Annotated in this window: 23 protein-coding genes; 20 read left to right on the top strand and 3 right to left on the bottom strand. The window is 48.7% G+C overall.

The genetic code is table 11. The features are described 5' to 3' along the window. Nucleotides 1-32: 32 nt before the first annotated feature. Nucleotides 33-1,169, bottom strand: a complete 1,137-nt coding sequence (locus tag ACTRXF_RS12410) for a M20 family metallopeptidase (RefSeq protein WP_474261871.1) — start codon at nt 1,167-1,169, stop codon at nt 33-35. Nucleotides 1,170-1,421: 252 nt separating this feature from the next. On the opposite strand from ACTRXF_RS12410, the gene liaF reads away from it, so the two are divergent. From liaF to hemH, 4 genes are all read left to right on the top strand, one after another. Then, on the top strand, nt 1,422-2,213 hold the full coding sequence (gene liaF, locus ACTRXF_RS12405) for a cell wall-active antibiotics response protein LiaF (RefSeq protein WP_474279293.1): 792 nt from the start codon (nt 1,422-1,424) through the stop codon (nt 2,211-2,213). A gap of 68 nt (nt 2,214-2,281) precedes the next feature. After that, nucleotides 2,282-4,438 (top strand): transglycosylase domain-containing protein, encoded by a 2,157-nt coding sequence (locus tag ACTRXF_RS12400; RefSeq protein ID WP_474279291.1) that lies wholly within the window; start codon nt 2,282-2,284, stop codon nt 4,436-4,438. A gap of 176 nt (nt 4,439-4,614) precedes the next feature. Beyond that, nucleotides 4,615-5,667 (top strand): uroporphyrinogen decarboxylase, encoded by a 1,053-nt coding sequence (hemE, locus tag ACTRXF_RS12395; protein ID WP_474279289.1) that lies wholly within the window; start codon nt 4,615-4,617, stop codon nt 5,665-5,667. Continuing rightward, complete coding sequence (gene hemH / locus ACTRXF_RS12390) at nt 5,664-6,596, top strand: ferrochelatase (protein WP_474279287.1); 933 nt, start codon at nt 5,664-5,666, stop codon at nt 6,594-6,596. Before hemE ends, hemH begins: the two co-directional genes overlap by 4 nt. Before the next feature lie 46 nt (nt 6,597-6,642). Here hemH and ACTRXF_RS12385 read toward each other — a convergent pair whose 3' ends face one another. Next, on the bottom strand, nt 6,643-7,596 hold the full coding sequence (locus ACTRXF_RS12385) for an agmatinase family protein (protein WP_474279285.1): 954 nt from the start codon (nt 7,594-7,596) through the stop codon (nt 6,643-6,645). Between the two features lie 185 nt (nt 7,597-7,781). Between ACTRXF_RS12385 and ACTRXF_RS12380 the strand changes: the two genes are divergently transcribed. The 4 genes from ACTRXF_RS12380 (at nt 7,782) to pheA (ending at nt 11,051) form a co-directional block, all read left to right on the top strand. Next, the gene (locus ACTRXF_RS12380; protein ID WP_474261714.1) at nt 7,782-8,324 is read left to right on the top strand and encodes a Spo0B C-terminal domain-containing protein; all 543 of its coding nucleotides are present in this window, start codon (nt 7,782-7,784) and stop codon (nt 8,322-8,324) included. A 22-nt stretch (nt 8,325-8,346) separates the two neighbouring features. Then, the gene (gene obgE, locus ACTRXF_RS12375; protein WP_474279283.1) at nt 8,347-9,636 is read left to right on the top strand and encodes a GTPase ObgE; all 1,290 of its coding nucleotides are present in this window, start codon (nt 8,347-8,349) and stop codon (nt 9,634-9,636) included. Nucleotides 9,637-9,736: 100 nt separating this feature from the next. Further along, complete coding sequence (locus ACTRXF_RS12370) at nt 9,737-10,132, top strand: ACT domain-containing protein (RefSeq protein WP_474261872.1); 396 nt, start codon at nt 9,737-9,739, stop codon at nt 10,130-10,132. Between the two features lie 28 nt (nt 10,133-10,160). Further along, entirely contained in the window at nt 10,161-11,051 is an 891-nt protein-coding gene (pheA, locus tag ACTRXF_RS12365; protein WP_474261716.1) for a prephenate dehydratase, read from the top strand. Here pheA and ACTRXF_RS12360 read toward each other — a convergent pair. Then, nucleotides 11,048-11,605 carry a 3H domain-containing protein gene (locus ACTRXF_RS12360; protein ID WP_474279281.1) on the bottom strand — a complete coding sequence of 186 codons (558 nt, stop codon included), beginning with the start codon at nt 11,603-11,605 and terminating at the stop codon, nt 11,048-11,050. The genes pheA and ACTRXF_RS12360 overlap by 4 nt on opposite strands. Nucleotides 11,606-11,727: 122 nt before the next feature. On the opposite strand from ACTRXF_RS12360, the gene ACTRXF_RS12355 reads away from it, so the two are divergent. The 12 genes from ACTRXF_RS12355 (at nt 11,728) to ACTRXF_RS12300 (ending at nt 23,139) form a co-directional block, all read left to right on the top strand. Next, entirely contained in the window at nt 11,728-12,486 is a 759-nt protein-coding gene (locus ACTRXF_RS12355; RefSeq protein WP_474261718.1) for a YebC/PmpR family DNA-binding transcriptional regulator, read from the top strand. A gap of 141 nt (nt 12,487-12,627) precedes the next feature. After that, nucleotides 12,628-13,236, top strand: coding sequence for a Holliday junction branch migration protein RuvA (gene ruvA / locus ACTRXF_RS12350; RefSeq protein WP_474261719.1), 609 nt, complete (start codon nt 12,628-12,630; stop codon nt 13,234-13,236). 24 nt (nt 13,237-13,260) lie between these two features. After that, complete coding sequence (gene ruvB / locus ACTRXF_RS12345; protein WP_298788075.1) at nt 13,261-14,268, top strand: Holliday junction branch migration DNA helicase RuvB; 1,008 nt, start codon at nt 13,261-13,263, stop codon at nt 14,266-14,268. Between the two features lie 115 nt (nt 14,269-14,383). Beyond that, nucleotides 14,384-15,427 (top strand): tRNA preQ1(34) S-adenosylmethionine ribosyltransferase-isomerase QueA, encoded by a 1,044-nt coding sequence (gene queA, locus ACTRXF_RS12340; RefSeq protein ID WP_474279279.1) that lies wholly within the window; start codon nt 14,384-14,386, stop codon nt 15,425-15,427. Further along, nucleotides 15,424-16,563, top strand: coding sequence for a tRNA guanosine(34) transglycosylase Tgt (gene tgt, locus ACTRXF_RS12335; RefSeq protein ID WP_022793795.1), 1,140 nt, complete (start codon nt 15,424-15,426; stop codon nt 16,561-16,563). The genes queA and tgt overlap by 4 nt, the downstream gene beginning before the upstream one ends. Nucleotides 16,564-16,596: 33 nt before the next feature. After that, nucleotides 16,597-16,848, top strand: coding sequence for a preprotein translocase subunit YajC (gene yajC, locus ACTRXF_RS12330; protein ID WP_474261721.1), 252 nt, complete (start codon nt 16,597-16,599; stop codon nt 16,846-16,848). A 110-nt stretch (nt 16,849-16,958) separates the two neighbouring features. Beyond that, complete coding sequence (locus tag ACTRXF_RS12325; protein ID WP_474279277.1) at nt 16,959-17,279, top strand: post-transcriptional regulator; 321 nt, start codon at nt 16,959-16,961, stop codon at nt 17,277-17,279. Nucleotides 17,280-17,439: 160 nt separating this feature from the next. Then, nucleotides 17,440-18,741: a protein translocase subunit SecD gene (gene secD, locus ACTRXF_RS12320; RefSeq protein WP_474279275.1), complete on the top strand. Its 1,302-nt coding sequence runs from the start codon at nt 17,440-17,442 to the stop codon at nt 18,739-18,741. Beyond that, a complete protein-coding gene (gene secF / locus ACTRXF_RS12315) occupies nt 18,731-19,681 on the top strand; it encodes a protein translocase subunit SecF (RefSeq protein WP_474279273.1) in 951 nt (316 codons plus the stop codon). The genes secD and secF overlap by 11 nt, the downstream gene beginning before the upstream one ends. Nucleotides 19,682-19,780: 99 nt before the next feature. Then, nucleotides 19,781-20,101, top strand: coding sequence for a LapA family protein (locus ACTRXF_RS12310; protein WP_474261725.1), 321 nt, complete (start codon nt 19,781-19,783; stop codon nt 20,099-20,101). 163 nt (nt 20,102-20,264) lie between these two features. Beyond that, a complete protein-coding gene (gene recJ, locus ACTRXF_RS12305; protein WP_474261726.1) occupies nt 20,265-22,628 on the top strand; it encodes a single-stranded-DNA-specific exonuclease RecJ in 2,364 nt (787 codons plus the stop codon). Then, complete coding sequence (locus tag ACTRXF_RS12300; RefSeq protein WP_474261727.1) at nt 22,618-23,139, top strand: adenine phosphoribosyltransferase; 522 nt, start codon at nt 22,618-22,620, stop codon at nt 23,137-23,139. Before recJ ends, ACTRXF_RS12300 begins: the two co-directional genes overlap by 11 nt. Nucleotides 23,140-23,205 lie beyond the last annotated feature (66 nt).

Genomic DNA, 23,205 nt, shown 5'->3' with positions numbered 1-23,205 from the left:
CCCCTTTCTCCTCGCGGAAAGGGGGCCTGTGATTATGAAGAAGTGCCGGGATATTCCAAAACGGCTCTTCCGATGACCTGGGCTGCGGTAAGCATCGCCCGTTCATCAATATCGAATTTCGAATGGTGGTGCGGATACGTCGTTTCCCAGTCCGGATGGCCGGCTCCTGTGAAGAAATAGGTACCTTTCACATGCTGGAGATAATGCGCATAATCCTCTCCAGCCATCGATGGGCTCATATATTCTGTCTTCTGGACCGAATTCGTTTTTTCAGCACATTCAGCAATAAACTGGGCTTCGTTACGGTGGTTGTCCACCGGGGGATAGCCGCGCAGGTATTCATAGTCGGCTTCGGCTCCGGCGGCTTCGCAAATGCCGTGGACAATTTTTCCGATTTCTTCTTCGAACACGTCCCGCACGTTTTCATCAAAGCAGCGGGTAGTGCCGGTAAGCTTCGCGCTGTCGGCGATCACGTTAAAGGCGTTGACAGCTTCAAAAGAGCCGACGGACAGTACTCCGGAATGAAGCGGATCGAGGCGGCGGCTCACAATCTGCTGTAGGCTGGTGACCACCTGGGAGCCGATTACGATGGCGTCTTTGGTAAGGTGCGGCTGAGCCCCGTGTCCGCCCTTTCCTCGAATCGTAATATGAAAACGATCTGAAGCAGCCATCATCGGCCCTTCACAGTACTGCACAGTTCCGTAGGGCACCGTCGCCCATAAGTGCGTGCCAAAGATGGCGTCCACTCCTTCAAGGCAGCCGTCCTGGATCATCTCAATCGCGCCGCCGGGAGCATATTCCTCCGCGTGCTGGTGGATGAAAACAACGGTGCCGCTTAAGCTGTGCTTCTCCTCCTGAAGGGCTTTAGCCAGGACAAGCAGATACGCGGTATGGCCGTCATGACCGCAGGCATGCATTACGCCGTCCGTCTTTGAAGCGAAAGGAAGACCTGTGTCCTCCTGGATGGGCAGGGCGTCAAAATCCGCCCGGAGAGCGATGACGGGACCGGGTTTGTCACCACGGAGAACTGCGGTGACACCGCGCCCTCCTACATTGGTACGCACCTCATGCCCCAGCTTCCGGTGGTAATCGGCTATGTAGGCTGGCGTCTGTTCTTCCTCAAAGGAAAGCTCAGGGTACTGGTGCAGATACCTGCGAATCTCGACCATTTCCGGGTAAAGCTCTTCTAATCTGCTGAATAAATTATCCACAAAGGTTCACATCCTTTATTGAAACGTAATGAACAGAATGAAAATAGGTGTGTCTCCATTCAGGAGTAGCGTATAATGGAAATATAAGCTGTATAGTATTTTCTTATCATACATGATCCTTTCCGGAAAATAAAATAAGGAAATCTGGAACGGGCAGACGGCCTGCTGCGTATATTTATAAAATAAACAGAAGAAGGGCGGAAAGAAAGCATGAGTCAAAGAACCGGTTTTATAGGACTGGGTATTATTATTGCCGGCGTAAGTATCGTATCCTCCCAGCTCGGTTTTGACGCGAGTTTATTCATATGGCCTATCATAGCATTAAGCCTTGCCTGCTTTTTTGTCTACCAGCGTAATTACTGGCTCAGTGCCATGTTTGTCGGTCTCGCCCTGCTGCACGTATCCAACCGGGCGGATGTGCCTTTTATATTTACAGCGGTCATCACTGTGCTCTTCCTTACGGGTATTATTCTGTTTTATATCTGGTGGAGCAGCTCCCGCAGAGAAATAGATATCGATAAAGATCTGAATACGTCTGAGGGAGAAAGCCGGAACAAAAGAAGCACCTCCTACGCACATGAGGTGCGCCGGGCCGGGCAGGAACGGGAGCTTCCGACACAGCACCGCTTTTTGGCAGGGCAGTGTGTATATATAAAGAAGCCTTTCAGACTCCGCGAAGCCGCCGTCCAGTACGGAGCAGGCGAAGTGATTATAGATTTTTCGAAAGCTAAAACTGAGGAAGAGACAGTACCTGTACGAATCAGAGGCATGGCCGGGAGCATTAAGCTTTTTGTCCCGGAGAACTGGGACGTTAACGTCGGCGCAAAAACACTTGTTGGCGAAACGAAGGTGCTTGGCTATAAGGAAGAGGGCCTGAAGGCAGCGATGAAGGTCGAGCATAAGGCGAAAGAGCAGACACAGGTGACATTAAATATCGAGGCAGAACTTGTCGTCGGCAGCATTCAGGTGAAGTATGCAAAACATCCCGCTGTTTCCGTGTAACTTAACGAAATGTCTGCCGACTAAAGCAGGATAGAATATTTGTGTAAAAAGCGAGGGTGGCAGAGCTCATGAATAAACGGAAATGGGGAAAACGGCTGCTGATAGCTGCGGCGGCTTTTCTTCTGATTTTTGGCATATATTTATCCTCCGTTGTTATCGGCGCTGCTGCGATCAGTGAAAAGCAGCTGACGATGAATGAAACAACGACAATAGTTGATGACAGCGGGGAGCAGCTAGCGGAGCTGTATTCAGAGGATAGGGAAGTTATCGAGGAAGAACAGATACCGGATCATGTAAAAGAAGCATTTATTTCCATTGAGGATATTAGGTTTTATGACCACCGTGGCATTGATCCGAGAGCGATTGCGCGTGCGCTGTACCGTGATATTTTAGCCGGTGGAATTGTGGAGGGCGGAAGTACGATCACCCAGCAGCTGGCGAAAAATGCTTTTCTCTCGAGCGACCAGACCTTCTTACGTAAAACGAAGGAAGTGCTGATCGCTATGGGGCTTGAAAAGAAATTCTCTAAGGATGAAGTAATGGGATACTATTTAAACCAGATTTACTTCGGTCACGGAGCTTACGGAATCCAGTCTGCCTCTCAGCAGTATTTCGGGAAAGACGCTTCCGAATTGAACGTTGAAGAAGGCGCTATGCTTGCGGCTATGGTAAAAGGGCCGAGCAACTATTCACCGGTGGATGAGCCGGAGGAGGCCAAAGAAAGAAGAGATACTGTCATTGCTATTATGGAACGTGAAGGGTACATATCAGAAGAAGAAAAAGCGGCAGCAACTTCTTCGTCTCTTCCTTCCGGTCTTCAGGAGCAGCAGACCCATCCGGAATACTACACGTATGTGGATATGCTCATGAAGGAAGCCCAGGAAAAATACAACATTGAACCTGAAGAAATTTACAAAGGCGGCTATACGATCCAGGTGCCGATGAATGAAGATATGCAAAAAGCTTCCTATAGCCTGATGCAGGAAGAGACGTATTATCCGGACGGATCGGAGGATGCGGAAAGTGCCTTCTTTATGATGGATCATAGCAGCGGCGGAGTTGTCGCGGTGCAGGGCGGCAGGGATTACGAACGTCAGGGGATGAACCGGGCGGAAGTGCAGCGGCAGCCGGGGTCTGCGTTTAAGCCGCTTGCTGTATATGCACCAGCACTCGAATCCGGAGATTATGAGCCTTATTCGACGCTCCAGGATGAACAATTGGACTACGACGGCTATTCTCCGAAAAATAACAGCGGGGAATATCAGGGGGAAGTGACGATGAGCGAAGCGCTGGAGCAGTCCATCAATACATCAGCAGTTTGGCTCTATGACAAGCTTGACCGCAGCGCCACGAATGATTTCTTAGAGAAAACAGGTATAGAGCCCCAGGGGAACGGGCTGGCGACGGCTCTTGGCGGTCTTGAAAACGGGGTTACCCCGGCACAGTTAACAGAAGCATATACGACGTTTTCAAATAATGGAACAAAAACAGAGCCGTACTTTATTACAAACATTAAAGATCGTAACGGAAATATTATTGTGGAAAATGAAAAAAAAGAGCAGGAGGTGATGGACCCGCAGAATGCATGGTACATGACCCGCATGCTTGAAAATGTAGTGGAAAACGGAACAGCATCAGCCGGGAGCACCTCCTACGATTTAGCCGGCAAAACAGGAACCACTTCATTTGAAGCGGTCGAAGACGGGGCGAGAGACGCGTGGTTCGCAGGCTATACACCGCAGTGGACGGGCACGCTTTGGATGGGGTATGACCAGACAACCGAAGACAATTATTTGACCGGCGGCAGCTCCCATGCGGTGGAGCTGTTTAAATCCATTTTGAACGAGACCCCTGCTGGAGGCAGTGCGGTAGAATTTGAAAAACCGGAAGGAGTACGTGATTTGGAAGAGCCTGTGGAGCTTCCGGAAATTGATTCGCTTGAAGGAGATCTTACATTTGCCGGTGATGGTTTCTTAAACGTGGAGCTTACGTGGGAAGCATCTGAAGACGACCGCGTTAATTACACAATTTACGAAGTGACAGACGGAGAACGCGAAGAAATCGATCAGGTCCGCGGACAGGGGAGCTACACGATCCAAAATGCAAATCCATTTAATTTAAGAGAGTATATTGTTGTCCCTTCCTATGAACCGACAAACCAGGAGGGTGAGGAGTCGAACACAGCAGAGGTACAGGCCCGTTCTATTTTTGGAATAGGAGGGTGAGAGAGGATTGGAGGCAGCCTTGGCGGGCTGCCTTTTTTGTGCTGAACTTTCATGAATTTTTTATGAATGTTGTCGAAATGCACTATACATGACAGGATCGGGCAGGTTATGGTAAAAACAGAAAAGGTGATTGTGCGAACTTGAGTGGTGAGCAGGCAGAGAGGAAGTGCCCAAAAATGAAAGAAACCTTATACAATAATACTTTTTTAGAAGCAGCAGGGGGAAACTATACCGGACATGTGCCGGTATGGTACATGCGTCAGGCAGGCAGGTCACAGCCTGAATACCGTAAATTAAAAGAGAAGTATTCGCTGGTGGAAATTACTCATGACCCTGAACTGTGTGCATATGTAACCCGGCTTCCAGTGGAGCAGTATCAAAACGACGCGGCTATTTTATATAAAGACATTATGACACCACTGCCGTCTATCGGCGTAGATGTAGAAATAAAACCAGGCATCGGGCCGGTGATTGACCGCCCGATTGAAACGCTGGCCGATGTAAAACAGCTTGGAACGCTTGAACCAGAAAAGGATATCGACTACGTGCTTGAAACAATCAAGCTTCTGCGTCAGCAGCTGAATGTACCTTTAATCAGCTTTAGCGGAGCCCCGTTTACCCTGGCGAGCTACATGATTGAAGGGGGCCCGTCGAAAAACTATCACCGGACGAAAAGCTTTATGTACTCGCAGCCGGACGCCTGGTTTGCATTGATGGAGACGCTTGGCGATATGGTGATTCGGTACGCCGGCGCCCAGATAGAGGCCGGTGCCCAGGCTATTCAAATCTTTGACTCCTGGGTTGGTGCTTTAAACGCCGCCGATTACCGGCAGTACGTGAAGCCGGTCATGAGCAGAATTTTTGCAGCTTTAGAAGAAAAGAATGTGCCGGTGTCCATGTTTGGAGTCGGTGCCGGTCATCTGCTTGAAGATTGGAACGATCTGCCGCTTTCCATCATTGGACTGGACTGGCGGACCTCTATTCTTGAAGCAAGAAACCGTGGCGTCACTAAAACGCTTCAGGGCAACCTGGATCCGAGTTTACTTCTCGCTCCGTGGCCGGAAATAGAGAAAAGAGCTGCCGCTATTATTGATGAAGGCATTCAGCATCCCGGGTTTATTTTTAATTTGGGGCACGGTGTATTCCCGGATGTGGAGCCTGATACGTTGAAACGTTTAACAGCTTTCGTTCACGAATATTCGAAAGAACAGTTGGAGGGAAGACGATGAAAAAGAAAACCGGCCTTTTGGTGATGGCTTACGGGACTCCGAGAAGCCTCGACGAAGTAGAAAGCTACTACACCCATATCCGGCGAGGGAACAAACCGTCCGAAGAAGCTTTGGAAGATCTTGTCTCCCGCTATAAAGCAATCGGCGGGGTATCCCCGCTTGCAAAAATTACAGAGGATCAGGCCTATGGCCTGGGCGAGGTGATGAATGAACGTCATCCGGAACGGGAATTTCATGTTTATATCGGTTTAAAGCATATCGACCCGTTTATCGAGGATGCTGTTGCTGAAATGAAAGAGGACGGCATCGAAGAGGCGTACAGTATCGTCCTCGCACCGCATTTTTCGACATTCAGCGTAAAGTCTTATAATGGACGGGCCCAGGAAGAATCCTCCCGCATTAATGGCCCGGCGATTCACAGTGTAGAAAGCTGGTACGACCAGCCGAAGTTTCTGCACTACTGGGCTGAACGGGTGCGTACTATGCTTGACGGGCTTGATGAAGAGAAAACGTGTGTTATTTTTTCTGCTCACAGCCTGCCGGAAAAAATCATCGCCAAAGGAGACCCGTATCCGGAACAGCTGAAAGAAACCGCCCAATGGATCGCAGAGCGTGCCAATGTTCAGCACTATGATATTGGCTGGCAAAGTGAAGGGAACACCCCGGACCCATGGCTCGGACCGGATGTGCAGGACTTAACAAAGAATTTGCACCATCAGTACGGCTATGAGTCATTCGTCTACTGTCCGGTAGGATTTGTAGCCGATCATCTTGAAGTATTGTTTGATAATGATGTTGAATGTAAAGATGCCTGCGACAGTGTAGGAGCGGCATATTACCGGCCGGAAATGCCAAATAGCCAGCGTGAATTTTTAGAGGCGCTCGGTGATGCGATTGATTCTTTAGTGGAACAGAGGGTTTCCTCATAATATAAAAAGGCGTCCTTTCAAAGGTGAAAGGACGTCTTTTGTATGGCTATGCTTTTCCTTCCTGCTTTAATCTGCCGGCAAGTACATAGAGTACAGCCAGTGTGACAAAGTGGGAGGAAAAATCATTATGGTCCTGCTGTGGATAGACTTCAACAAAATCCATACCGCAGACTCCATGTATACCGAATTCATGAATGAGAGTCAGCAGCTGCTCGGGGTGGAGACCGTTGGCATCCGCCGGGCCGCCCGGATTGTAGGCGTAATCTAAAATATCGCTGCAGATACTTAAATATACTTCGTCGGTCCCCTCAGAAGCGGTATCGTAGACTTCTCTGGCAAATGCCTTTAAATCCGGGGCATTGCGGATTTTATCGATGGTAATCGTAACGGCGCCCGCTTCTTTGGCGGATCTGCCATTGACAGCTTTATTGCGCGGACCATGAATGCCGAGGTGCACGAGGCTTTCATTTCTCACCTGTTCATATTCATACAGGCGTGCAAACGGGGAACCGCGTCCGAACTCATCGCCCATCGATTCGTCGTTATTATCAAAGTGGGCATCAATATGAATGATTCCTACTTTTTTTCCGGTAGTTTCACCAAGCGCCCGAACAATCGGGTAGGTGATGCCGTGATCGCCTCCGAGACCGACAGGGAAAGTGCCGGAAGCCCATAAAGAAGAAGCGAAGGACTCGATTGTTTCCATTGTGGCCGGAACGTCGGCCGGGGTGGTGGAAATATCACCGGCGTCTGCGAGGCTGTAGTGACTGAGTACATCGATGTCGCCGAGCTCGGGCAGGTAGCCGCTGTAGCGCTCGGAGCACTGGCGGATCACCTTCGGTCCAAGCTCACAGCCTGTGTACGCTCCCCAGGTTACCGCTCCTTCCCATGGCACACCGTAAATAGTTGCCTGATAGTTTGCTGCTTTCGATAAATCCTTTGCCACTGAAGAAGCGTGAAGGAAGGTCGGTGTATTTCCGTAAATGAGTGGTCGATTCATATGTCAGCACCCTCTCTGTGTATAATTTTCAATGTATAGGGAGTGAAGAAGTGTACATGCCCGGATACGTTTACCACGTGACATGTGATACAATAAAGTGTACCATATGTGAGTAGTTTTGCGTTCGAAGCAGTGGAACAAACTGTACGGCAGCGGCGCAGTGAAGTGGAAAGGCGGTAATTCCTATGAACGCTGAAGAGAAATTGGACGTATTGAAGCATTCCCGTCATGACTGGATGAATGTCCTGCAGCTTCTAAAAACACACGCTGCGCTTGGTAAAGTGGAAGAGCTTCAGAAAGTGATCGAAAAAACGACCTTTAAAGCTTCCCATGAAGCCAAGCTGTCAAATGTCCAGGCTCCGGCGTTCGCTGTCGAACTGATAACGTTCCACTGGAAGGAACACTGGTTTTCCATTGATTTTGAGGTGGAGGATACGTTCAGTGCCAAACCGGACGATCAAAAATGGACTGGTTTTTTTCAAGAACTGGCAGCGCGCATTGATGAACAGGCCAATCGAACGAGAGATAACCATCTCGAGATTTCCATTAACGAGAACGATGGCGGACTTCCGTGTCTGGAGCTCGATTTTGAAGGTGAATTAAAGAGTCCCGAGAGGCTTGAACAGTGGATACGAAAAGAGTCCGTAATGATAGATATGATTGAGTATATAGAAGTAAGCACAGAACACCTATATTGCGTCATTGTCGATCAAGCAGGCGGTCAGTAAGAATACTAATGAGGTGAAAGAGTTGTTTGTAGATCACGTAAATTTATATGTAAAAGGCGGCGATGGCGGAGATGGCATGGTCGCCTTTCGTCGGGAAAAGTATGTCCCGGACGGTGGACCGGCCGGAGGCGACGGAGGCAGAGGCGCAGATGTAGTTTTTGAAGTGGATGAAGGGCTTAGAACATTGATGGATTTCCGGTATCAGCGCCATTTTAAGGCAAAGCGCGGAGACAATGGAAGATCCAAAAACCAGCACGGCAGAGGCGGCGAAGATTTAATTGTCCGTGTACCGCCGGGTACTATTATCCGTGACCGCAGCTCCGAGGTTATGATTGCGGACTTAACAGAGCATAAACAACGCGTGGTAGTGGCAAAAGGAGGCCGTGGCGGCCGTGGTAACACACGATTTGCTTCTCCTTCCAACCCGGCCCCGGAAATCAGCGAAAAAGGCGAGCCTGCGGAGGAAAAAGACATTCAGCTTGAACTGAAGGTGCTGGCAGATGTTGGTCTCGTCGGTTTCCCGAGCGTTGGTAAATCCACGCTGCTTTCTATTGTATCAGCGGCACGGCCGAAAATTGCCGATTATCCATTTACTACACTAAAGCCGAACCTCGGCGTTGTGGATGCAGGAGAAGGAAAAAGCTTTGTCATGGCGGATCTCCCGGGACTTATTGCCGGAGCCCATGAAGGCGTTGGGCTCGGAGCCCAATTCTTACGGCATATTGAACGGACACGGGTGCTTGTGCATATCGTGGATATGGCCGGCGAGCTTGAAGGCCGGGACCCGTTTGAGGATTTCCAGCAGATCAATGCGGAGCTGCGGGAGCACAACCTTCGTCTGCTCGAACGTCCAATGATAGTAATGGCTAACAAGATGGATATGCCGGGCACAAAGGAACAGCTTGAGGAGTTTAAAAAGAAGCTCCCGGAAGGTATTGAAGTGTTTCCTGTATCGACACTTAGAAAGCAGGGCATTCAGCCGCTTTTGCAACGAGTAGCGGACCTTGTGGAAACGACCCCTGCCTTTCATTTATATGATGAAGAGGACCAGGAAGAAAAAGTGGTGTACACGCTCGATGAAAAAGAAGCTCCGTTTTACATCGGCCGTGCCGACGACGGTGCTTATGTACTGTATGGGCCGGATATCGAAAAACACTATAGAATGGCGGATCTCTCCCACGAGGATTCGATGCAGCGCTTTTCAAAAAAATTACGCAACATGGGTGTGGATGAAGCACTGCGCGAGCACGGAGCTAAGCACGGCGATACAGTAAGGCTGCTGGACTTTGAGTTCGAATTTGTTGATGGGTAATCAGTCAGTATAAATCAGAGTATAAAAGAGTGTGGTGAAAGCAGTGGCAGACAGAATTGATCATTTCTATCTTGTACGGGAAGATCTGTTGACAGATGCAATGCAGAAAACGTTAGAAGCAAAAGCACTGCTCGAAAGCGGGAAAGTGCACAAAGTGGCAGAGGCGGTACAGCATGTGGATCTGAGCCGCAGCGCTTTTTATAAATACCGGGATGCTATATTCCCGTTCCATACGATGATACAGGAGCAGATTATTACATTATCGATCCAGCTTGCCGATCGTTCAGGCTCCCTTTCGGAGCTGCTGCGTATTGTAGCGGAAGCGAATTCAAATGTGCTGACTATTAATCAGACGATCCCGCTGCAGGGACGGGCAAATATCACGTTAACTGTTGATACATCGGTGCTAAGTCTGGAAATCCGTGACTTTGTGCGCAAAATTCAGGGAATGGAATTTGTGGAAAAAGCTGAAATAGTTGGCTCCGGATCGCTGTAAAGAGTAGGAAGGTAAAGGAGTGGAGAGAGTGAAGCGAGTAGGATATCTTGGCCCGAGGGGGACTTTCACAGAAATGGCAGCCCGGGTGCTGTTTCATGAGCAGGTGCTCGAGCCCTTTGATACGATTGCAGAAGGGATGAAGCTGACGGAGCAGCAGGAGATAGATATTGCTGTCGTACCGCTTGAAAATGCGATTGAAGGCTCGGTGAACGTGACCCTGGACTATTTGATTCATAAGCATGAACTGCCGATTATTGGGGAAGTGACCGTGCCGATTGAGCAGCACCTGCTGGCTCTTCCCGAGGAAAAGGAACAATGGCAGCAGGCGGAATTTGTACATTCGCACCCGCATGCCATCGCCCAGTGCCATGAATTTTTAAGCAGGTGGATGCCGGAGACAAAAGCACAATTCACGAATTCCACGAGCGCCGCTGCAAAAAAACTGAGTGAAGGTACTGCTGAAGGCGTGGTTATTGCGACGAGGCTTGCTGCGGAGCAGTATGGTCTCGAGATCGTAAAGGAAAACATTCATGACTATACGAATAACCATACCCGATTTGTGGTTCTTGCAGGCAGTGAAGAGCGAGCGGAAAGCCTTTCGGAAGAAAAAAAAATAACCGAAAGGACGACGATGGTCATAACGCTGCCGTCCGATTACCCGGGCGCTCTGCATCAAGTGCTCGCAGCCTTTTCATGGCGGAAATTAAATTTAACAAAAATTGAATCCCGTCCAATGAAGACCGGGATTGGAAACTACTTTTTTGTCATGGACGTGGAGCAGCCGGAAGACGATATTTTGATTCCAGGCGTTATTGCGGAGCTTGAAGCGCTCGGGTTCGGCGTCCGGGTTCTCGGGCATTATCCGTGCTTTGAACTTTCTACAGCCGAGGCGAAAGTAGACAGCCGGACCTCAGGCTAATTGTCTTCGTTAATCAGGTAGGCATGATTTTTCAAAGCTTCAAGCAGAACATCAAACTGGGTATGCGAAGGAATTTCAATGGTATGAAGATGAACGCCGGCAGTAAGCTCTGAGAGCATGGAGGCATTTGTGTTTTTCATATTCTCAATAAAGCGGTCCGCATCAATCCGGCTTTCAATCATTAAGGAGGCGGTGATGTCGCCATAGACGGGATGCTCGACGGAAACATCAATAATTTTCCCCCCGTGATCTACGATCAGGTACAGCTCCTCGAGGGTACTGTCCGGATCGAAAGGGTGGGAGACGGCTACGCGCTTTCGTACTGTCTGTCCCGTATCCTTATTTTTGATAATGATGTAGCCCTGGGACGTAGCGAGAATAGGGTGCCCCTGGGCTTTCAGTAAAGACATGTCCTGGACGATGACCTGGCGGCTGACGCTCGCCCTTGAAGCAAGAGAGCTCCCGGTCAGCGGCCGGGTGGAGATTTCAAGCCATTCGAGCAGCTGATTGCGCCGGTCGGCTCCAAGCATTTTTTTAGAAGGATGATTAGGCATAACAATACCTCACTTTGTTGGTTGCTACTCTATATCATAGCGGTAAAGTGTTTTTATTGTAAATTAAAAACTGCCGCCGTTTTATTCTATATCGGGCGGTGAAGACAGGAAGGGGAAACGTAATGGCAGGACATTCGAAATGGAATAATATTAAACGCCGCAAGGAAGCTCAGGATTCCAAGCGGGCAAAAATATTCACAAAATTGTCGAAGGAGATTTTCGCCGCTGTGCGGGAGGCAGGAGATGATCCCGACCAGAATCTTCGTTTGCGTATGGCGATTACAAAAGCACGGGCAGCGAATATTCCAAATGAAAATATTACGCGGACCATCAAAAAAGCAAAAGGACAGGGCGCGGAACTGCAGTATGAAGAAATGACGTACGAAGGCTACGGCCCTGGCGGAGCTGCTGTAATGGTAAAAACGTTAACGGACAATAAAAACCGGACTGTGGCGGATATCCGTGCCGCCTTTAACAAAAATGGAGGAAACCTCGGGGAGAATGGCTGCGTTTCTTTTCTTTTCAATAAAGAAGGCTTTCTGGCCGTGGACCGTGAAAATGTTGAAGCCGATGAAGACACGTTCATGCTTGAAGCGGTGGAAGCCGGAGCGAATGATGTGGAATACGATGACCACGGCTTTTACATTTACACGGAGCCCGATGATTTTGAAGCTGTAAAAGGGGCTATGGAGCATACGTATCATTTTTCTACAGCGGAGGTTACCATGATTCCGGAAACGAAAGCCCATTTAGAGGATGAGCATGCCCGGAAAATGCTCAAATTGATCGATACGCTTGAAGATAACGATGATGTGCAGAGCGTGTACCATAACTTTGAAGCAGAAGAAGAGCAGATGGAACGTCTGGAAGTTTCCTCGTAAACCTTTCACCCCGCCGGTGGAAGGTTTTTAATGCCCGGGCGTTTGGAAGACTGGGCGAATAGTCATTTTTCAACGGGGACGATCTTTGCTATGATATAGGAAAGCATGTTCGCATTTCAATAAGGCAAGGAGAGGACCACAGTGATCGAATTCGTAAAGGGACGCGTGGATCATATAAAGGGAGATACCGTCACGATTGAAAACAACGGCATCGGCTATTTAATCTATTGCTCCAATCCTTTTGTATTTAATGGCCAGCAGCCGGATGAAGAAACAGTAGTATATACATATCAGTATGTAAAAGAGGACGTGAACCGTCTGTACGGCTTCCGCTCAAGAAAAGAGCGCGAGCTGTTTGAACAGCTGCTGCAGGTGTCGGGGATAGGGCCAAAAGGTGCCCAGGCGATTCTTGCCTCCGGAGATCCGGGGCAGGTGGTAGGAGCTATTGAAAACGAAGACGAAACGTTTTTAACGAAATTTCCGGGAGTCGGTAAAAAAACGGCAAAGCAGATGATTATCGATTTGAAAGGAAAATTGACCGGTGTTTACGATGCGGTAACAGTAGCAGGAGCGCCGGTGTCTCTGCTTGACGAGCAGCAGCCGGGGGGAGACCTTGAGGAAGCACTTGAAGCACTGACGGCTCTCGGTTACGGGGAAAAAGAAATCAAAAAAGTACGCCCTCATCTGGAAAAAGAACAGCTGAGCGCGGATGAGTATGTAAGAAAAGCCCTGCAGTGGATGCTCACATAGCAGAAAATGGAGGAGGAAAAATTCTTGGAGGATAGAATTGTTTCTCAGGAAGCAGAATCAGGAGAAGATTTGGTGGAACAAAGTATTCGCCCGGATCGCCTCCGGGAATATATCGGCCAGCGGAAAGTAAAGGAAAACCTCGAAGTGTTTATTGAAGCGGCGAAGCTTCGGGAAGAGCCGCTTGATCATACGCTGCTTTACGGGCCCCCTGGGCTTGGGAAAACGACGCTCGCCATGATTATCGCCCGTGAGATGGATGTGAACATCCGGACGACGAGCGGCCCTGCTATTGAAAGGCCCGGAGATCTGGCCGCGGTCATGACAGCTCTTGAGCCCGGTGATGTACTTTTTATCGATGAGATACACCGGCTCCCACGGGCGGTGGAGGAAGTCCTCTACCCGGCGATGGAGGATTTTTGTATCGATATCGTAATTGGCAAGGACAGCTCTGCTCGTTCTGTCCGCCTTGATCTTCCCCCGTTCACGCTGATTGGAGCCACTACGAGGGCGGGCCTGCTCTCCGCTCCGCTCAGAGACCGTTTCGGGGTGCACGCGCGCCTGGAGTACTACGTGGAGGAGGACCTGGCTGAAATCGTCCGGCGTTCGGGGGATTTGTTCCAGCTCAATATTGATAAAGGAGCAGCCTACGAGCTCGCCAGAAGATCCCGTGGAACGCCCCGGGTGGTGAACCGGTTGCTGCGCCGGGTACGTGATTTTGCGCAGGTGCAGGGAGACGGAAGCATCACGATGGAGCTGGCGAATCATGCACTCGAGCGGCTGCAGGTGGATAAGCTCGGTCTTGACCACATTGACCACAAATACCTGCTCGGCTTGATTGAAACTTTCCGGGGCGGTCCGGCTGGCGTAGAGGCAATAGCGGCGAAGATCGGGGAGGAGGCCCATACGCTTGAAGACGTGTATGAGCCGTATTTAATGCAGATCGGATTTTTACAGCGGACCCCGCGAGGAAGAAAAGCAGCTCCGCTTGCGTACGAGCATTTCGGTTATCCGTATCAGGAAGAAAATACATGAGATTTTTTAAGGAGCCAGCACTCTGCGGTGCTGGATTTCTTTCGTGCATAAAACAGTAAACTCCTATATAATAGCTTTTGGTTTTACGTGATTGAACGAATAGGAAGGGTTAGTCATGAATATAAATGAATTTGATTTTGAACTGCCGGAAGAGCTGATTGCACAGCAGCCGCTGAAAGAACGGGATCAGTCGCGGCTGCTTGTGATGAATACGAAGGAAGAGACAATTGCGCATGAACGCTTTCATCAAATTGAAGATCACCTTGAGGCCGGGGACTGTTTAGTGCTCAATAACACAAAAGTATGGCCCGCAAGACTAATCGGGGAAAAGAAAGAGACCGGTGCCGGGATTGAAGTGCTGCTGCTGCAGCAGGAGGGTGACACGTGGGAGACGCTTGTGAAGCCGGCGAAACGAGTGAAGCCTGGAACCGTAGTCACCTTCGGGGACGGACGTTTGACTGCAGAATGCACGAAGGTGCTTGAGCACGGGGGCCGGGAGATGGTGTTTACCTATGACGGTATTTTTCTTGAGATTCTTCAGGAGCTTGGTGAAATGCCGCTGCCTCCGTATATCAAAGAAAGGCTTGAAGACCAGGATCGGTACCAGACTGTGTATGCCGAGCATTACGGATCCGCTGCAGCCCCTACGGCAGGCCTTCACTTTACGTCGGAGCTGCTTGAACGGCTGAAAGCAAGAGGTATTCGTACGGCGCATGTAACACTGCATGTCGGACTAGGGACGTTTCGCCCGGTATCCGCCGAAACGGTGGAGGAGCATGATATGCATGCGGAATTTTATCATCTGCCGCAGGAAACAGCCGAAATTTTAAATGAAACGAAATCAGCGGGCAAACGTATAGTTGCAGTGGGGACGACGTCAGCGCGTACGCTCGAAACCGTGGCAGGCAAACAGGAAAATAAATTTATGGAAGCGAGAGGCTGGACGGATATTTTCATTTATCCAGGCTACACGTTCCGGGGAATTGACGCGCTTTTGACGAATTTCCATCTGCCAAAATCTACACTGGTGATGCTTGTGAGCGCTCTTGCCGGGAAAGAATTTCTTTTCCGGGCCTACGGGGAAGCCATACGCGAAAGGTACCGCTTTTTCAGTTTTGGGGATGCAATGCTTATACACTCGGGAGGAAATAACGAATGACCGCAGTAACATACGAACATATTAAGACGTGCCGGCAGTCAGGAGCGCGGCTCGGCAAAGTGCACACACCGCACGGGTCGTTTGACACTCCTGCCTTTATGCCGGTGGGGACGCTTGCCACCGTAAAAACATTAAGCCCGGAGGAACTGGAGTCGATGGGTGCAGGGATGATTTTAAGCAACACGTATCATTTATGGATACGGCCCGGCGAAGATATTGTGGAAGAAGCCGGCGGCCTGCATAAATTCATGAACTGGAATAAGCCAATTCTCACCGATTCCGGAGGGTTTCAGGTCTTCAGTCTAAGCAAGCTGCGGGATATTAAAGAAGAAGGCGTTCATTTCCGGAACCATATTTCCGGAGCCAAATTATTTCTCTCTCCGGAAAAAGCGATGCAGATCCAAAATTCTCTTGGTGCCGACGTGATGATGGCATTTGACGAATGTCCGCCTTATCCGGCCGAGGAAGAATACATGAAAGCATCTGTTGAGCGGACGACCAGATGGGCTGAACGGTGTCTTGAGGCACATGCCCGTCCAGAGGATCAGGCGTTATTTGGAATCGTACAGGGCGGGGATTACCGGCATTTGCGTGAAAAATCTGCAAAAGAGTTGATTTCAATGGACTTTCCGGGTTACGCTATAGGCGGATTATCTGTTGGAGAGCCTAAGGAAACGATGAACCGAGTGTTGGAATATACGGCCCCGCTTCTCCCTCAAAACAAACCACGCTATTTGATGGGAGTCGGGTCGGCAGATGCGTTAATTGACGGATCTATCCGTGGGATAGACATGTTTGATTGCGTTCTTCCAACAAGAATCGGCCGAAACGGAACGTGTATGACAAGCAAAGGCAGGCTGGTCGTAAGAAACGCTTCAAATGCCAGAGACTTCCGCCCGATCGATGAAGCGTGCGGGTGCTATACCTGCCGCAATTACTCGAGGGCTTACATCCGGCATCTGATCAAAAGTGAAGAAACGTTCGGCGTCCGGCTTACTTCGTACCATAACCTGTATTTCCTACTGTCTTTAATGCAGCAAGTACGCGAGGCTATCCAGCAAGATCGTCTGCTCGATTTTCGGGAAACTTTTTTCGAACAATACGGCTTTAACCGTCCGGATGCTAAAAATTTCTAGATCGGGGAAGCTAAAGGGACAAGGGGTGAAACAGTGAGTACAATTATCGTATTGGTTTTGATGTTTCTCATATTCTATTTCCTTTTGATTCGTCCGCAGCAAAAGCAGCAGAAGCGGATCAAGGAAATGCATGCGAATCTGCAGAAGGGTGACCGTATCGTTACTATCGGCGGTATACACGGCACCATCGATGCTATTGATGAAAACAAACTTATCGTGGAAGTAGACGGCAACATGAAATTGACGTTTGACCGTAATGCGGTCCGCGAAACAGTAAATGAATAGTTTGTACAGAATTCCCGTTTATGAATAAACGGGGATTTTTTCATCCTGTGAAAAAAGTATGTTTGCCACATCTTCATGGTTAAGTATAATGAAAAGCAGGAGGTGTTCTAATGGAAAAAGCCTGGGAAGAATGGAAGCTTGTTGTTTATCCGGTACTTGAGAGCAAAGTGAAGGAGTTTGAAACTCTGGGATACAAAAACATACATATAGACGAAATCTGGGAAATGAGCATAAGCAAAATGAAAAAGCGTCAGGCAGAGCCGGCATTACATACAATTGTGCAAACAATACTGCATATGAAAATGCACGATTACATGCAGCAGAAAACGATCGAATCGTATAAAAAGATTGAACAAAAGAAAAACTATGATGAAGCACTGGAGGAAATACTGGCCCAGGTCAGCGGTAATATAGCAGAAAAGGTCGATTGACATTTAATTCTGCGCATACGTATAATTGCTTTTGTTTGAGAAACACTGAACGGCACGGATACAAAAGAGATGGACCAGGCGGCACGCTCCGCTCTGGTTTATTTATGGGAGCGGAAGTATCATATAACGGCGGATCGAAGCACGGAAGGATGAACCTGTAATGGTAAAGAAATCAAGGATTGTTTATTTCTTTTTAATTATTTTTGCGCTGGCGGCGTTAATGATCCCAACGTCGGAGAAAATTGTGAACGGTATCGACCTCGGGCTTGATCTTCAGGGCGGATTTGAAGTGCTCTATGAAGTGGAGCCTCAGGAAGAAGGACAGGAAATTACAGATGAAACTTTGCAGAACACGGTAGCTGCGCTGACGCAGCGGGTGGACATTTTAGGTGTCTCCGAACCGAATATTACCATTGAAGGTGACAACCGTATACGGGTGCAGCTCGCTGGTGTTGAAGATCAGCAGTCCGCACGGGAGCTGCTTTCTACAGAAGCGAACCTGAGCATCAGGGACGTGGATGATAATGAACGGCTCTCCGGAAGTGATATCCAGGAAGAAAGTGCTTCGGTAAACTTTGACGATTCAAACAACCCAATCGTCACAGTTTCCTTAAGAGACGGGGACCAGTTTGGACAAGTAACGGAAAATATTATTAATGAATACCAGCCTCCAAACAACCGGCTGGTCATCTGGCTGGATTACGAAGAAGGGGATTCCTACGAAGAGGAAGCCATGAAGGATGATCCAAAATTCATCTCTGCTCCGGCAGTGAGCGAGCCACTGTATACACAGGACATCCAGATTGAAGGCGACTTTAGTGTCGAAGAAGCGGAAAATCTTGCGGATATTTTGAATTCGGGGTCGCTTCCTGTAGATCTCGAGGAAGTATATTCGAACTCGGTTGGTGCTTCGCTGGGTGAACAGGCCATGGATAAAACCATTTTTGCCACGTTTATTGGCGTTGGGCTGATTTTCTTATTCATGCTCGTGTTTTATCGTTTTACTGGATTTATCGCTGTTTTAACGCTCAGTACCTACATTTATTTTGTACTTGCGATGTTTAACTTTATCCAGGGAGTGCTCACACTCCCTGGCATAGCGGCACTTGTCCTTGGGGTCGGCATGGCTGTTGATGCGAATATTATTACGTATGAACGGATTAAAGAAGAGATCAAATACGGCAGATCCATTTTATCGGCGTACCGTTCAGGAGCAAGAAGGTCTCTCGGTACAATTATCGACGCGAACGTCACAACCCTGATTGCTGCCGGGGTGCTTTTCTACTTCGGAACAAGCTCGGTTCAGGGCTTTGCCTTGATGCTGATCGTGAGCATACTGGTAAGCTTCATTACGGCAGTGCTTGGTACAAGGCTGCTTCTCGGTCTATGGGTGAACAGCCGGATCTTTAATAAAAAACCAAAGGTGTTTGGCGTAAAGGAGCGTGACATCCATGAACCTTAATAACAGCAGGAAGATCTTAAAACGGGTGATTCCTTTCGTCAAATTCCGGAATGTTTTTTTTCTGATTACTCTCGCCTATGTTCTTGCCGGAGCCATACTTTTGTCAACGATCGGCTTGAACCTGGGCATCGACTTTCAAAGCGGATCAAGAGTAGAGGTCTCTGCAGATGAGCCATTAACTGAAGAACAGGTTCGCGCTGATTTTGAAGAGGTGGAAGGGAATTTGGAGCCGGACGATATTACACTTGGCGGAGATAATAATACAATTGCTTCCGCACGGTTTATCGGAGAGCTTTCCCAGGAGGAAATAGCTGCGGTGCAGACGTATTTTGAAGAAGAATACGGAAGCGTTCCAAATACGGGCACCGTTTCTCCTCAGGTCGGCCAGGAGCTGGCGCAGAATGCATTTATATCTGTGCTGATTGCTTCGCTCGGACTGATAATTTATATCACGATCCGCTTTCAGTTTTTATACGGAGTTGCTTCGATTATTGCCCTTCTTCACGATGCCTTCTTTATTATTGGCTTTTTCAGCCTGCTGCAGGTGGAAGTGAATGTGCCGTTTATTGCAGCGGTTCTCACGATTGTAGGTTATTCCATTAACGATACGATTGTGACGTTTGACCGGATCCGGGAAAACATGCCCCCGGCTGAGGAAATTGAATCGTTTGAAGATCTTGCAGAAGTAGTGGATGTCAGCCTGAACCAGACGCTCACCCGCTCCATCAATACTGTGCTGACAGTAGTATTTGCGGCAGCGGCACTGTTTATGTTCGGAGGCGAAGGCATACGGTCCTTTTCTCTGGCCCTGCTTGTCGGCCTGGTAGCTGGAACGTATTCCTCCATTTTCCTGGCTGCCCAGGTGTGGGTGATCTGGAACTGGAAAAAAATTAAACGGGCCCGTGAAAAGGCGCCGGCAGAGGAAGAGCCGGAGTCCTGAACAGAAAGCTTCCCTTTTTGAAGGGAGGCTTTTTATGGTTATTTTTGCAATTATACGGGTATAATAAAGGAGAACACAGATTGTGAAGGGAGTGAAAAAATGAAAGCACAAACAGGTTTAATCATGGGACTTATTTTAGCACTTATTATCGCTGTTTTTGCCGTGATTAATGTAAATAGTGTAGAAGTGAATTTATTGTTTGGCACAGGAGAATGGCCGCTGATTATTGTCATTTTGGTTTCTGTATTGCTTGGAGCGATGGTGGCAGGATTTCTCAGCATGTTCCGTATCTATAAGCTGAAAGCAGAAGTGCGCCGGCTCCGAAAAGCTACGAATGATCACAGCGCTGCTGTCGGATCAAGAACAGCCGGCACCACGCATGAAGATAATGATAAAGACAAATCGAGCCGTTCATCATAAATGCAGTAAATTTCGCTTCTTTTCCCTTTCCCGGGAAAAGAAGCTTTTTTTATGGAAGGTGGTGCAGATAAAATAGCTTTTATCCCGCGAGTATTTTCGATACAATAGTGAATGCAGATTAGGATCGTTTGAAACGCTAAAGCAAGAAAAGAGGAAGAGATATATGCTGCAGTCACGAACAAGATGGCATCAGCCCGATGTGGACGAACGTCTTGCAGAACAGCTTAAAAAAGAGCTGAATGTAAGTGTAATATCTGCGCGGCTTCTTGCTGCAAGAGGATTTGAATCAGCAGAGAAAGTCCGGCAGATGATTCATAATGACTGGTCTATTGTACATAACCCGTATTTGCTTGATGGAATGGAAGAAGCTGTCCGCCGTATTCAGCAGGCGGTTGAAAATAAAGAACGTATTCTCGTTTTCGGAGATTACGATGCGGACGGAGTGTCGAGTACCACTATTATGATCCGGCTCTTAAGCGAACTTGGAGCTTCGTTTGGCTGGTATATTCCTAACCGGTTTACGGAAGGATATGGACCGAACGTTCCGGCTTTTCAATCGGCTCATGACGAAGGAGCCTCACTTATTATTACCGTGGATACGGGCATCGCGGCGGTTAATGAAATCCAGGCCGCCAATGATTTAGGCATGGATGTTATTATTACCGACCACCACGAACCACCTCCGGAGCTGCCGCCTGCGTACGCGATTATTAACCCGAAGAAACCGGGCTGCGCGTATCCGTTTAAAGAGCTTGCGGGGGTCGGGGTCGCCTATAAGCTAGCGCATGCTCTTCTTCCCGAGGAGCCTGTTCACTGGCTCGATATTGTCACGCTTGGCACGATCAGTGATCTTGTACCGCTCGTGGAGGAAAACCGGCTGTTCGTGCAGTGGGGACTCGACCTGTTAACGAACAGCAAACTCCCCGGCATTCAGGCGTTAAAACGAATATGCAGCATTGAAGGGGAGCAGCTTGAAGAAGACCATGTCGGCTTTGCAATGGGTCCGCGCTTGAATGCAGCGGGCCGTATGGAAGAAGCAGATCCCGCTGTGCATCTTCTGACTGCAGCTACGCTTGACGAAGCAGAATCGTGGGCGGAAATGATCGATGACCTGAATAATGAACGCAAATCGCTTGTTGAAAGTATGACCAAAGAAGCGGTGGAAGAGGTGGAAACGAACTTTCCCGTGGAAGACAATCCATTCATTATTGTGGCAGGAGAAGGATGGAACGCCGGTGTAATTGGCATTGTGGCAAGTCGTCTGGTGGAGAGGTATTACCGCCCGGTAATCGTTATGAGTATTGACGCTGCAAGTGGGGAGGCCAAAGGCTCGGCAAGAAGCATTGAAGGCTTCGATATGTTCCAGGAGCTTTCGAAAAACCGCGACGTGCTCCAAAAGTTCGGAGGGCACCCAATGGCGGCGGGCATGTCTTTGGACCCTGCCGATATCGACACCCTGAGAACCCGCATGGTCAGCCAGGCAAAAGAAACGCTGAGCAGCGAACTGCTTGTTCCGGCGACGCACATTGACGTGCATGTTTCGGTAAGTGACATTACCATTGACGCGGTCGAAGACCTGCGGAACCTTGCGCCGTTTGGCGTTGGTAATCCAAAGCCGGTTTTCCGGATTGAAAAAACGGTTCTCGAATCAGTGAAAACGATAGGCGCATCGAAAAATCACTTGAAGATGGCACTAGCTGCTGGCGGGAAAAAACTTGATTGTGTCGGATTTCATCTCGGGTATTTATCGGAAAGCCTGACAGAAAATGAAGAGGTCTCCGTGGTGGGGGAGCTGAGTATTAATGAATGGAACGGCTTCCGCAAGCCTCAGCTATTTTTAAAGGATGCGAAGGTGGAGCAGATACAAATATTTGACCGCAGAAAAGAAAAGCGGGTGACGTTTGCGGACAATACAGATACGGCAGTTCTGGCTTTCACAGAAGAACAGCGGAAAGAGCTGGCGGCATCTGCGGGACATGCTGCCGTTCTTAACGGTACCGATATGGAAGGAAGGACTCATCACGCTGCGAATGTAGTGATAGCGGATATGCCGGCCTCTCTTGAAACACTGAAGCAGGCACTTGCGGTGTTCCCGCAGGCGGCGAACATTTATGTATACTTTCAGGGAAGAGAAAAAGCGTATTTTCATTCGATGCCTTCAAGAGAGCAGTTTAAATGGTATTATGCTTTCCTGAAAAAGCGCGGTTCGTTTGATCTGAACAGTCAGGGCAGGAAACTGGCCGAACATAAACAGTGGAAGACGGAAGATTTGTTTTTTATGAGCCAAGTGTTTTTTGAATTAGGTTTTGTTAAAATGAAAGATGCGGTTGTCTCGGCAGAGGAAAAGCCTGCGAAAAAAGATTTAACTGACTCCTCCTCCTACCAGGAAAAAATGGAGGCGAGAAATGTCGAGCAGGAATTGATGTTTACTCCATTTCCGCAATTAAAAAAACGGCTCCTTTCCTGGCTGCCGGAAAAGGAAGAAACTATATTAGATATTAGGAAGAAGGTAAACCATGGACTTTAAAGATTACATAACAGTGATCGAAGATTTTCCTGAACAGGGAATCCGGTTTAAAGATATTACAACTCTTATGCAGAACGGCCCGGTGTACCGGCAGGCGATCGACAACATGATCGAATTTGCCGGAAAGCATGATGTTGATGTAATTGTTGGACCGGAGGCAAGAGGGTTTGTAGTCGGGTGCCCGGTTGCTTATGCAATGGAAAAAGCATTTGTACCGATCCGCAAAGAAGGCAAGCTGCCACGGGAAACCATTACGGAAGATTACGGCCTGGAATACGGGGAAGCGAGCCTCTCGATTCATACAGACGCCATTAAGCCCGGCCAGCGTGTGCTTATCACCGATGACCTGCTTGCTACTGGAGGCACCGTAAGAGCTACTGTGCAGCTGGTGGAAAAGCTGGGGGGAGTTGTAGCCGGCCTCGCATTTTTTATTGAGCTTTCCTATCTGGATGCAAGAAACAACAAAGAATTGAATGACTACAATATCTATTCTCTAGTCACGTTTGATTAATAAGAATATTTGTCTTAAGCCCCCTGCCAACCAGTGGTTCGGGGGTTATTATTATACCTGGAAGAG

This window comes from Marinococcus sp. LNHM3E3-2.2 (assembly GCF_056034385.1).
Note: the sequence above shows the minus strand (reverse complement) of the source record. Positions and strands in the feature narration are given on the sequence as shown.